The following is a 12,158-nucleotide window of genomic DNA, read 5'->3' as shown; positions in this document are numbered from 1 at the left end:
CCTCTTCCTCTCTATCCAGTTCCTTTACTTGTTGACTGCGCGCACCGCTTCGGACAGATCGATACTGCCGGTATACAGCGCCTTACCAACGATTGCTCCTCCGATTCCATCATCCGCATGACGGCTCAGGCGAAGCAGATCATCCATCACACTGACACCTCCGGAAGCGATGACATTACGTCCGCTCGCCTTGGCGAGAGATACAATGGCTTCCACATTTGGCCCCTGCATCATTCCATCACGGGAAATGTCGGTGAAGATAAACGTCTCGGCACCGAATGCCGCCAGTTCCTTCGCCAGTACTTCAGCTTGCACCTCAGATGTTTCCAGCCAGCCGCGAGTAGCCACATAACCGTTTCGGGCGTCGATACCGATCGCCACTTTATCTCCATAACGTCCTAACACTTCTTCGGTGAATGCACGGTCTTCAATAGCTGCTGTTCCGATAATGAGCCGGCTCACACCAAGACCCAGCAAGCGTTCTACATCAGCTACGGTACGCAGCCCGCCGCCTACCTGAACAGGCACGTTCACTGCGGATGCAATGCGACCAATAAGTTCGTCATTTATGGGGTGACCCGCTTTTGCACCATCCAGATCGACCAGATGAACGTATGTACCACCTTGCTTCTCCCAGGAGAGGGCAACCTGTACAGGGTCATCATTATATACCGTCTCCTGATTGTAATCCCCCTGCACCAGTCTTACACATTTGCCGTCCCGGATATCAATTGCCGGATATATGATAAAAGATGACATACAAGGCCTCCTGATTTGTTCTTTATTTGTTTATCCATCTATATGGGTATGACTGCTTATTAAAAGTAGGATAGGGGCTGCCTATCCTGCATAGCATAGCTTTAATCTAAACGGGTCTTCTGCTCGGGAATCCGATTTATTCCTGATTCGGCTTGCCTGTCAACTTCAGGAAGTTTCCGAGCAGCTTCATGCCCAGTTCACCGCTCTTCTCCGGGTGAAACTGCATGCCGAAGTTGCTTCCTCTTCCCACAATGGCTGTCACCGGGTGTCCGTAATCCGTTACTGCCAGCAGATCACTTTCTACTTCGGTACGTGCATGATAGGAATGAACAAAATAAACATGTCCGGCCTCAAGACCTTCAAAGAGAGGATTTTCCGGATGAAGGAACTCCAGGCGATTCCAGCCCATATGGGGTACCTTCAGCTCTCCTGCTGCAAAACGCACCACTTTCCCTGGCAGGATGTCCAATCCGGTGTGCTCCCCATGTTCCTCACTGGAACTGAATAGCAGCTGCATGCCCAGACAGATCCCAAGCAGCGGTTTTGTTCCAGCTGCCGCTTCTTTCACAACAGCGTCCAATCCACTCTCCCGCAGGTGCTCCATGGCATCACCAAATGCACCAACGCCAGGAAGGATAACCCCGTCTGCCTGTAAAATCGTTTCCCTGTCACCTGTCACCAGCGCTTCATAGCCAAGACGTTCGACCGCTTTGCCGACGCTGTGCAGGTTCCCCATACCGTAATCGACAATTGCAATCGCCATCGTCTACAGCACTCCCTTCGTGGAAGGAACACCCGTTACACGTGGATCGATCATCGTTGCTTCATCCAGTGCGCGTCCCAATGCCTTAAATATTGCTTCAATCATGTGATGTGTGTTCTGGCCGTAGTGAACAATGACGTGCAGCGTAATCCGCGCCTCCAGCGCCAGCTTCCACAGAAATTCATGTACCAGTTCGGTCGAGAAGCTGCCCACTTGCTGGGATGGATACTCCGCACGATACTCGAAGTGAGGTCTGTTGCTTACATCAATGACAACCTGAGCAAGTGCCTCATCCATCGGTACAAATACACTCGCATAACGCTTGATGCCCCGCTTGTCTCCGAGCGCCTCGCGAAGGGTCTGCCCCAGACAGATTCCGATATCCTCAACGGTGTGGTGATCATCAATATCAATGTCACCACGCGCCTGTACATTCAGATCGAATTGTCCGTGCTTCGTGAAGAGATCGAGCATATGGTTGAGGAAAGGGACGTCCGTCTCAATCGTCGATTGCCCTGTACCATCTACGGCAAATGCCAATTGAATATTGGTTTCATTCGTCTTGCGGTCAACCTCTGCCTGGCGCACAGCACCTTTAGTTTCAAGCTCTACTCCGTTATTTTGCTTATCCATTGTCCGATTCCGCCTTCCCTTCCTGTTCTAACCGTACAGCGATTGCGCGGGCGTGCCCTTCAAGCCCTTCATGGCGGGCCAGTTCTATGATAGCCGCTCCGTTTTGAAGCAGCGCTTCCTTGCTGTAGTATATCAAACTTGATTTCTTAATAAAGTCATCCACATCTACTGGAGAACTGAACCGTGCAGTTCCGTTTGTCGGAATGATATGATTCGGTCCGGCAAAATAATCTCCTACCGGCTCCGAGCTGTACGGGCCGAGGAAGATCGCGCCTGCATTTTCGATCCGGCCGGCATAAGCCATCGGCTCCTGCACCAGAATCTCCAGATGCTCTGGTGCAAGCCGGTTTACCACGTCGATTCCTTCATCCATGGAATCGACCACAATAATCGCGCCATACTGCTCCACGGAAGCAGCGGCGATTGCCTTCCGGGGCAGCGCCTCAAGCTGGCGCTGCACTTCGGCCTGCACGGCTTCCGCCAGCACGGCCGAGGTCGTGACGAGAATGGCCGATGCCATCTCGTCATGTTCCGCCTGCGACAGCAAGTCTGCGGCGACATACACCGGGTTCGCCGTATCATCGGCGAGCACCACAATCTCACTCGGCCCGGCGATGCTGTCGATATCGACCGCGCCGTAGACCTCGCGCTTCGCGAGCGCCACGTAGATATTACCCGGTCCACAGATCTTGTCGACCGGGGCAATGCTCTCCGTGCCGTAAGCCAGGGCGGCGATGGCCTGCGCGCCGCCAACCCGGTACATCTCGTTCACGCCTGCTTCCGCGGCAGCTACGAGAATGTACGGGTCAATGCCCTCTCCGCCGTTGGTTGCCGGCGGCGTCACCATAACAATCTCCGGCACACCTGCAACCTGTGCCGGAATGACATTCATCAGCACCGACGAAGGATATGCTGCTTTGCCGCCAGGTACATACACTCCGACCCGCTTCAGCGGCCGGATGACCTGGCCCAGCAGACTGCCGTCCGGCTGCCAATCCATCCACGAATTACGTTTCTGTTTCACGTGAAACGCTCGAATGTTGGCGGCGGCTTGCCGAATCGCCGTCACGAAGGAAGGTTCTACAGCAGCGTAGGCTGCCTGAAGCTCTTCCTGCGGCACGCGCAGTCCCGCAGCAGTCAGTTTCGTACGGTCCAGCTCCTCCGTATAGCGCAGCAGGGCCGCATCTCCTTCCCGGCGGATGTCACTGACAATGCGCCGGACTGTTTCATTTTGCTCAGGTGTACCGTAATCCACTTCACGCTTCAGATCAAATTCCCGTGCGGGTACAATTTTCATGCCTTCTACCTCCCTGGCCCTGTATATCCTGTCATTCACAAGTATTAATTGATTCCTCTAATCCTTTTTGCCCGATCTTTTATCCCTGAAGGCTTCCTGCGGTAAATTCATTAGGCGTTGGAATGACCTGCTGCAATGCATCGCACAATGCCTGAATCCGTCCATTTTTCATCCGATAACTCACCCGGTTCGCGATAAGGCGGCTCGTGATATCCAGAATGCCTGTCATCTCAACCAATCCATTCTCACGCAGTGTCTGTCCCGTCTCCACCAGATCCACAATCCGGTCAGCTAACCCGATCAGAGGTGCAAGTTCAATGGAGCCGTTCAACTTGATGACTTCAACCTGCTGACCCTGTTCGCGGAAATATTGAGAGGCAATCCTTGGGTATTTCGTCGCCACACGCTGCTGAATACCCGGTGTCCAATCCGGCAGACCGATAACCGACATGCGGCACTGGGCAATCCCCAGATTCAACAGTTCGTAGACATCCCGATTTTCCTCAAGCAGTACGTCCTTACCGACAATTCCGATATCCGCTACACCGTATTCCACATATGTTGGCACATCTACAGGCTTCGCCATGATGAACTCCATTCCTGCTTCGGGTACTTCAATGACCAATTTGCGTGTATCGTCCACATCAACAGGAATATCGAGGCCCGCTTCACGGAAAAGCTTGGAAGCTTTTTTATAGATCCGACCCTTGGGCATGGCTACCTTCAAAATATCCGACATCTCAGCGTCCTCCTTGTTCAGCTTGATAGGTGATAACCTGATCGTAGACGTCCCTTGCCGAACGTACTGAGCTACCACCGGATGATGCAACCACTTCTGCTGCTGGTTCGGTTACTTCTTGATCCGATAAAAGGCTAGTCACCACGTTTTGTCCGGCGCTCCGTAAACGGGCGGCTTCCGCCAGTGCTTCAGCTCGGCGCGCCTTGTCATACTGGATAAGCACAGGTTTGTTCTCTTCCATCGTAATGCCGTGCACACCATCGATGATCCGGTTCGTTTTCAGTGCAAATCCCGTTGCTGGAAGCGAGCGGCCAAACTGCTGCAGCAGATTGTCATATCGTCCCCCGCTGCACACCGGTGATCCCAGTTCTGCCGCATACCCTTCGAAGGTCATACCTGTATAGTAGGAGAAGTCTCCGATCATTGTCAGGTCAATCAGTACATGTTCTGATACACCGTAGGCTTCCAGTACTTCAAACACAGCACACAAATGAGCAATCGATTGCGCTGCTTCAGCACTGGAGCTAAGCTCTGCTGCATGTGCACATACTTCTTTCCCGCCACGCAGCCGCAGAATGGCTTCCAATTGTTCCTTCGGTTTGGGTTCCAGATTAAGCTCCTCGATTGACTGACGATATCCAACATAGTCGCGTCCGAGCAACCCTTCTTTGAGTGCGGCCTGCTGTGCCGTCTGTCCGGGAATCACTTCTTCCAGCAAACCGTTTAGAAATCCCATATGTCCCATCGCTATTTTAAAAGAAGACACACCCGCTGCCTGCAGCGAGGCAATCGCAAGTGCAACCACTTCGGCATCCGCCTCTGGTGAGTCATCCCCAACCAGCTCTACACCTGTCTGAAAGAATTCAGCCTCACGTCCGGCTTCTTCTTCAATGGAACGAAACACATTCGCATGATAGGACAGACGCAGCGGGAGCTGTTCATCTTTTAATAGAGAAGATACTACTCGCGCAATGGGTGCTGTCAGATCCGATCTTAGTACAAGTGTAGTTCCCCGGCTATTCAGCAGTTTGAACAATTTTCGATCCGAGGTCGAACTCGCCACTCCCACCGTATCGTAATATTCAATCGTTGGCGTTATAATCTGGCGGTAACCCCAGCGTTCCATGCATTCCAATACGTTCCGTTCAATCGTTCTCAGCTTGTTTACCACAAGTGGTGTATAGTCACGAAAACCTGTCGGTTTTTCGAAGCCTTTTGGTTTGGACATTGGTATCATTCACCCCGAGTCAGTAGTTTGGTTTATGGGCTTTAGCTTTATCTTAAATAGGATTTATGTATCGTAAATCCCGATTCCATCTTCTATTACCCTTAAATAAGGGGACTGTGTTCAGATGCTGCCGGGCAGCCTTCTTGATGCATTCTGGATCTGTTCTTGATTGATGATACGTTCTTACTACTCCATAATGCTTTCATATGGTAAAGTGCTAACAAACTAAAGGATATGGGATATGATAACATGAATGACTCCTCATCGTCAACAATACCGTCCTCTAGCTTACCGGCTCTGCCTTTAACATTTATTTCTATTCAAACAATTCCTCTCAGCAACTTCTGTATACGAAAAAAGCTGCCATCAGCAGCTTATCCCATCGAAGCACAATTGCCTTGTGCCTCTGTATATCATGTAATTTTGGACGACTCCTCATAACTTAGATGGGTGGTGTCCACTGCTATACCTTTTGATACCCTACCCTAATGGATACGCTCATCCATTTTCACGTGAAGCTCCAATTCACTGGTATCGACCTTGCGCGATAGTTCACGAAGTGGATTCCCACCGACAAAAGCTCCTGGGGCTACATCCTTATGAACGACCGCTCCTGCAGCAACCACTGCTCCATCCCCGATAGTTACCCCTGGGAGAATCGTTGTGTTGGCACCGATCAGCACATTTTCACCGATAATGACTTCTCCCAATCTGTACTCTTTAATAAGGTACTCATGTGCGAGAATTGTTGTGTTATAACCGATGACTGAATTTTCGCCGACTGTGATCTTCTCGGGGAAGAATACATCCACCATAACCATTAGTCCAAACGCCGTATGTTTACCCACCTTCATACCGAGCATGTGGCGATAGATCCAGTTCTTCACCGAAAGAATCGGACAATACCGTGACAACTGAATCCATATAAAGTTGCGAACACCCTTCCACGGACTTACCGTCTTGTAGATATGCCAGAGTGCATTGTGGCCCTCTACTGGATAGCGGGTGACTTTCCTCATGAACGTCCCGTTTCAATACGGGTCAGCGCAAGCAAGTCCTTCATGTCATGTAATATATAATCCGGGCCATATTCACTCAGGGCTGCCTCTCCCTTAAGAGACCAGGCAACGCCTGCCGCAAGTGCACCTGCATTTTGGGCGGATTGGATATCGACCGGGCTATCCCCAACCATCAGCGTTGTAGCCGGGTCTGCACCCAGCTCCTCCATTGCTTTAAGTACAGGTTCAGCATGAGGTTTCGGATGGGTTACATCGGTCACCGTTACAATGGATTTCATATATTTCATCAGGTCAAAACGTTCCAGCACTTTAAGCGTAGATGGGCGAATCTTGGTCGTCACTACTCCCATTACAATACCCGCTTGGTGCAGAGCCTCAACAACCTCATTCACATGCGGAAAAGGTTTTACCATCGCTTCATGATGGATATCGTTATATGCACGGTACCCTTTGACATACTCGGCAACTTCTTCCTGTCCGGAGAAGGTACGCATCTGCTGCTCCAGTGTGCCTCCCATGTGCGGGATAATCTGTTCACGCGTCCACGGAGCAGAATGCTCCCATCCTTCCATGACATGCAGGAATGAGCTGATAATCAGCTCATTTGTATCAATAATCGTTCCGTCGAGATCAAATAATACCGTTTCAATCATGCTGCATTACTCCTTTTTATCCTCAGCTTGCTTCGTCTCCTCTTTAGCGGGGCTTGGGCTTGCTTTACTCTCTTTGCTGGCAACCGGGCCTGCTTGCGGCATATCATCCGTTGGTTCAGATGATACCTTGGAAGATACAATGGGATCACTATAACGTGCATCGGCTTTTCCTGTTACTCTTCTCACTACGATAAATATGATAGCTGCAATAATGATGCCAATGGCGAGCAATTGCGAGATTCTTACGTTCCCGTAGGCTGGATCCAGATAACCCTGTTCGAAGCCCAGTGCAGTCATTGGAGACCATAGACCGTTGACGAGCGAAGCAAGCCATTGTGGTGCCTGGAAGCCCAGACTGTCTGTACGCAGAGCTTCAATGAAGAAACGACCGATGGAGTACCAGATAAAGTAGGACATGAACAACTCACCAGCACGCAGAAACTTTTGCCTACGAAGAACTAACAACAGAACCAAGCCAACAAGGCTCCATAACGACTCATACAAAAATGCAGGATGGTGGAATACACCTTCCACATTCATCTGATTGACGATAAAGTCTGGCAAATGCAGCTTGTCCCGTAAAAAGGACTCTTCCACAGGTCCGCCGTAGGCTTCCTGGTTTACAAAGTTCCCCCAGCGTCCAATCATCTGACCAACAATGAGTCCAGGTGCGCAAATGTCAGCCATGCGCCAAAAATTATACCCTTTGCGTCGGAAGAAAATGACGGCACAAATGATTGCGCCAATCAGCGCACCATATATGGCGATACCACCATTCCATATCTTAAAGACATCCCAGAAATTATCCTTATAATCATCCCATCGGAATGCTACGTAGTATATACGAGCTCCGATAATGGCAGAAGGTACACCCAGCAGGACCATATCCATAAATACTTCCTGCGGTATGTTGTACCGCTTGCCCTCCCGGATAACCAGCAGCAGACCTACGAGTGCTGCGGTACCGAGAATAAGCCCATACCAGTGAACCTTTAACGCTCCAATGGAGAACGCAATGGGGTTCAACAGTAATAATGTATCCATTCATTCACACTCCTATAAATTCACTCATCTGTATGCATGACCAAATGGGACCTGCTCCATATTCCCTAAGAAGTAGAGCAGGCCAGTTTTGGTCTTTATTTTAAAAACGTATAACTCATGTTCCTACATTTCTAATAGATATTTCTACAATCCTAGTCCATGTCTTCCATGTCTTCCGAAATCGTTGCTGTCAGCTTGTTCGTAAATTGCAGTGCGGCGTTAAGTCCCATTTGCTTGAGACGATAGTTCATCGCCGCTACTTCAATAATAACAGCCAAGTTTCGTCCCGGGCGAACAGGAATGGTTACCAGCGGTACATCCGTATCGATGATTCGTGTTGTTTCCTCATCCAGACCGAGGCGATCATATTGCTTGTCCTGCTGCCAAGCCTCAAGACGCACTACCAGGGTAATTCGTTTATTGTTACGAACAGCCCCTGCACCAAATAGTGTCATTACGTTGATGATCCCGACTCCACGAATCTCAAGCAGGTGACGGATAAGCTCTGGTGCGGTTCCGTGCAGCTGGAAATCTGAAGTTTGACGGATTTCAACGGCATCATCGGCAATCAGGCGGTGTCCGCGCTTCACCAATTCAAGTGCCGTTTCACTCTTACCAATACCACTGCTGCCAGTAATCAGCATACCAACTCCGTTCACATCACACAGTACGCCATGAATTGTTGCTGTTGGCGCAAGCTTGCGCTCCAGGAATCCGGTAATACGGCTGGACAGAATTGTCGTTGCCATGTTGCTGCGAAGCACCGCCAGATTCTGCTCCTCACTGATCTCGATAAGTTCCTGTGGTACTTCCAGTCCACGAGTCACCAAGATACACGGCGTTTCCTCTGTGCATAAGCGCTGCATCCGGTCACGACGTTCTGCTTCAGGTAACATTGCAAAAAAGGCCAGCTCTGTTCTCCCAAGCAGCTGTACCCGTTCTTGTGGATGGTATTCAAAATAACCGGCCATTTCGAGGCCAGGACGGTTCAAGTCATCTACAGTAATTACTCTCTTCAAACCTTGAGATCCGGAAACGACCTCAAGCTGGAACTGCTGTACCAATTCAGATACTTTCACTTTTTTCGCCATTTGTCTCTTCCTTTCAGCATTCGCTGCCTCTCTATGTACATCAGCATTTTTGCGTCTTTTCCATTCCATTATTAGCGCATTCATTTTGTTTGTTTCAGGTTACAGACTTTACAAAACAAAACCAGCCTTCAAATAATCTTAAATGAATTCAGTGTTGAATGCAATCGCGGACCATAGCCGCCCATTAATCAAAAAAGCCCCTTCCAGCAACAACGGAAGGGGCTCTGAATACAATGTATGATTGCGTTAACTGATGTTCCATCGGATCCGAGGAATCCCAGTATGATTAGTCTTGAAGGAGAACGTTCACTTCAGTCTCTTTGTCAAAGATATGAACCTTGTTCATGTCAATTGCCATTTTAACTGTGGAACCATCACGAGTATTGGAACGTCCATCTACACGTGCGATAGTCGTATCGTTACCCACACCGCTCAAGTAGAGGAGCATTTCGTGACCCAGGTTCTCTGTTACGTCTACGTGTGTAGAGAATACAGAGTTCGGGGATGCTTCCAGGAATACTGGCTCTTCGTGGATGTCTTCTGGACGAACACCCAGAATAACTTCCTTGCCAATGTATCCTCTTGATTTCAGCACTTGTGCTTTACCTTGCGGGATTTCAACGTCCACGCCTGGAGCTACGAAGTGCAGGTTAGCACCTTGCTCAGCCAGTTTACCCGAGATAAAGTTCATTGTCGGGGAACCGATGAAACCTGCTACGAACAGGTTAGCCGGGTGGTTGTACAGCTCTTCAGGAGAAGCTGCTTGTTGAATGATACCATCTTTCATAACGACGATCCGATCACCCATGGTCATGGCTTCGATCTGGTCATGCGTTACGTAGATAACTGTTGTTTCCAAACGTTTAGCAAGCTTTGTGATTTCCGCACGCATTTGACCACGAAGTTTCGCATCCAAGTTGGAAAGAGGCTCATCCATCAAGAAGACTTGTGGATCACGGACAATCGCACGTCCCAGAGCGACACGCTGACGTTGACCACCGGACAATGCCTTAGGTTTACGCTCAAGCAAATGCTCGATATCCAGGATTTTAGCTGCTTCACGAACACGTTTGTCGATCTCATCTTTTTTCACTTTACGCAGTTTCAAACCAAACGCCATGTTTTGATATACGCTCATATGCGGATACAAGGCATAGGATTGGAATACCATCGCGATATCGCGGTCTTTAGGAGCAACATCATTAACGACACGGTCACCGATATAGAGTTTACCTTCAGAAATTTCCTCAAGGCCTGCGATCATACGCAGTGTTGTTGATTTACCACAACCGGACGGTCCAACCAGTACCAAGAATTCTTTATCTTTGATGTCCAGGTTAATATCAACTACTGTTGCTTTATCAGAACCCGGGTATTTTTTGAAAATATGCTCTAAACGTACACCAGCCATGATTGTTGCCTCCTCAGAGATCATTTTGTAATCGAATACATTTTGTAGTTTTATATTAACCCATCCATGTGATGTTTGACTATTCGCAAACTGCACAAAAATATCAGAGCTTTTTCGTCACTTTGTACATAAGCAGCAAAAGCCGCACCAGAACAGCACTTTCAAAGCTTCTTACATCGTAACCAATTTCCTGTTTGATCTTGTCCAGACGGTATATGAGCGTATTGCGGTGGATGAAAAGGCGCTTTGCTGTCTCACTGACATTGCAGTCCAGACTAAAATAGGTCTCCAGTGTCGCAAGTGTCTCACTATCCTCAAAAATCGCCGTATCCTTACCTGTCTCCTTGATAAAACGAAGACGCTGCTGTTCAGGAATACTCGCCACCAATCGCTCAAGATGCAGTTCCCATGGTAAGTGAATATGCTCAGCCACGTGAAATGCTCTTCCCAAATGAATACTCTCTTCAAGCCGAGCAGTAATTGTCGATAACTCCTGCACTGGAATACACGGCATGGACGCAGATAAATGAAACACTCCTGCCCATTCACTCGCCACCAACTCATATAACCCCAAACAAAAAGCATTTAGTAGATCCTTTTTTGCTTCGAGAGTATCCTCTTCCGCTTCACCTGTTACAATCTGCTCATCACTCAGAAAGAGCCAGTCCTGCTCTCCCAGAGGAATCAGCATAATGTCCTCACCAAAATAACTCCCCAGCAACTTGTTCAATTCCTTTGAACGAATACGATGGGCGTCTGGTGTCTCACATTGCAGTAGAAACGGGATCTTTTCAGAATGCAGCTCATCTCGAAATGAAAAGTGCTCCGGAATGGATTCCTGCTCCGCCGGGTGTTCTATCTTCTGACGAAGCCATTTCCCCAATTCAGCAAGTTCCTGTTCCCGATTATTCTCAGGCAGCTCTTCAGCTATTCTGTCTGAACTGTTAGTAATCAGCAATTCAATTAAGCGTCTTGTTTCCATGGTTATGGAGCTAGCAGAACAACCCCAACATACTAAAGTTCCTTCATTCTCCTTAAACTTAACTTTGAAGTAGATACGTTCCTCTGTATTTAAACTTTTCACACTGGCTATCGCGTCAGAAGCAAACTCCTGATTAGGTTGTCCTTCCTCGGAAGTTTCCATCTCAAGTAAACCACTTTGATTCTGTTCCCAACCGATTAACTGCATTGCAGATTGATTCCATTCTTCTACCGTAATCTCGTATTCGTCCAAGCTAGTGCCGATAATGGATTCAATCTGTTGTTTAAGACCAAGTATGAGCTTCATATAATGAACGCCACCACTTTGCTTTTTTCTATTATTTTATCATATCTTACAATACATCGCCTTCGAAGCCTTGGATCTGTAATCAGCTGTTTAATTTTCAAATATACAAAAAGAGCGATTAATCAAATTAATGATTAATCGCTCTTTTTAACAAGATGAGTCATGAAGGGCTCGAACCTTCGACACCCTGATTAAAAGTCAGGTGCTCTACCAACTGAGCTAATGACTCATAA

12 protein-coding genes and 1 tRNA gene are annotated in these 12,158 nt (G+C 48.6%); all 13 read right to left on the bottom strand.

All coding sequences use genetic code 11. From position 1 onward, the window contains the following. Positions 1-24: 24 nt before the first annotated feature. The gene (gene hisA / locus AC3WQ3_RS21260; RefSeq protein ID WP_492473441.1) at positions 25-759 is read right to left on the bottom strand and encodes a 1-(5-phosphoribosyl)-5-[(5-phosphoribosylamino)methylideneamino]imidazole-4-carboxamide isomerase; all 735 of its coding nucleotides are present in this window, start codon (positions 757-759) and stop codon (positions 25-27) included. A gap of 136 nt (positions 760-895) precedes the next feature. Further along, a complete protein-coding gene (gene hisH, locus AC3WQ3_RS21255; protein ID WP_433707715.1) occupies positions 896-1,522 on the bottom strand; it encodes an imidazole glycerol phosphate synthase subunit HisH in 627 nt (208 codons plus the stop codon). Positions 1,523-1,525: 3 nt separating this feature from the next. Beyond that, positions 1,526-2,155 carry an imidazoleglycerol-phosphate dehydratase HisB gene (gene hisB, locus AC3WQ3_RS21250; protein ID WP_110821845.1) on the bottom strand — a complete coding sequence of 210 codons (630 nt, stop codon included), beginning with the start codon at positions 2,153-2,155 and terminating at the stop codon, positions 1,526-1,528. Then, entirely contained in the window at positions 2,148-3,452 is a 1,305-nt protein-coding gene (gene hisD / locus AC3WQ3_RS21245; protein ID WP_154896756.1) for a histidinol dehydrogenase, read from the bottom strand. The genes hisB and hisD overlap by 8 nt, the downstream gene beginning before the upstream one ends. Before the next feature lie 79 nt (positions 3,453-3,531). Continuing rightward, on the bottom strand, positions 3,532-4,191 hold the full coding sequence (gene hisG / locus AC3WQ3_RS21240) for an ATP phosphoribosyltransferase (protein ID WP_154896755.1): 660 nt from the start codon (positions 4,189-4,191) through the stop codon (positions 3,532-3,534). A 1-nt stretch (position 4,192) separates the two neighbouring features. Then, positions 4,193-5,419 carry an ATP phosphoribosyltransferase regulatory subunit gene (locus AC3WQ3_RS21235; RefSeq protein WP_336784253.1) on the bottom strand — a complete coding sequence of 409 codons (1,227 nt, stop codon included), beginning with the start codon at positions 5,417-5,419 and terminating at the stop codon, positions 4,193-4,195. 485 nt (positions 5,420-5,904) lie between these two features. Then, positions 5,905-6,438: an acyltransferase gene (locus tag AC3WQ3_RS21230; RefSeq protein WP_336784254.1), complete on the bottom strand. Its 534-nt coding sequence runs from the start codon at positions 6,436-6,438 to the stop codon at positions 5,905-5,907. Beyond that, positions 6,435-7,091 carry a pyrophosphatase PpaX gene (gene ppaX, locus AC3WQ3_RS21225; protein WP_183526527.1) on the bottom strand — a complete coding sequence of 219 codons (657 nt, stop codon included), beginning with the start codon at positions 7,089-7,091 and terminating at the stop codon, positions 6,435-6,437. The genes AC3WQ3_RS21230 and ppaX overlap by 4 nt, the downstream gene beginning before the upstream one ends. A gap of 6 nt (positions 7,092-7,097) precedes the next feature. After that, positions 7,098-8,135, bottom strand: coding sequence for a prolipoprotein diacylglyceryl transferase (gene lgt / locus AC3WQ3_RS21220; RefSeq protein ID WP_154896751.1), 1,038 nt, complete (start codon positions 8,133-8,135; stop codon positions 7,098-7,100). Positions 8,136-8,287: 152 nt separating this feature from the next. After that, a complete protein-coding gene (gene hprK / locus AC3WQ3_RS21215) occupies positions 8,288-9,226 on the bottom strand; it encodes an HPr(Ser) kinase/phosphatase (protein WP_095292959.1) in 939 nt (312 codons plus the stop codon). Between the two features lie 286 nt (positions 9,227-9,512). Then, the gene (locus AC3WQ3_RS21210; RefSeq protein WP_095292957.1) at positions 9,513-10,637 is read right to left on the bottom strand and encodes an ABC transporter ATP-binding protein; all 1,125 of its coding nucleotides are present in this window, start codon (positions 10,635-10,637) and stop codon (positions 9,513-9,515) included. A 103-nt stretch (positions 10,638-10,740) separates the two neighbouring features. Then, positions 10,741-11,925, bottom strand: a complete 1,185-nt coding sequence (locus AC3WQ3_RS21205) for a PucR family transcriptional regulator (RefSeq protein WP_492473440.1) — start codon at positions 11,923-11,925, stop codon at positions 10,741-10,743. 156 nt (positions 11,926-12,081) lie between these two features. After that, a tRNA-Lys gene (locus AC3WQ3_RS21200) sits at positions 12,082-12,154 on the bottom strand. Positions 12,155-12,158: the final 4 nt, after the last annotated feature.

It is taken from the genome of Paenibacillus sp. FW104-T2 (assembly GCF_058789975.1).
This window is presented reverse-complemented; position numbering and strand designations above follow the sequence as displayed.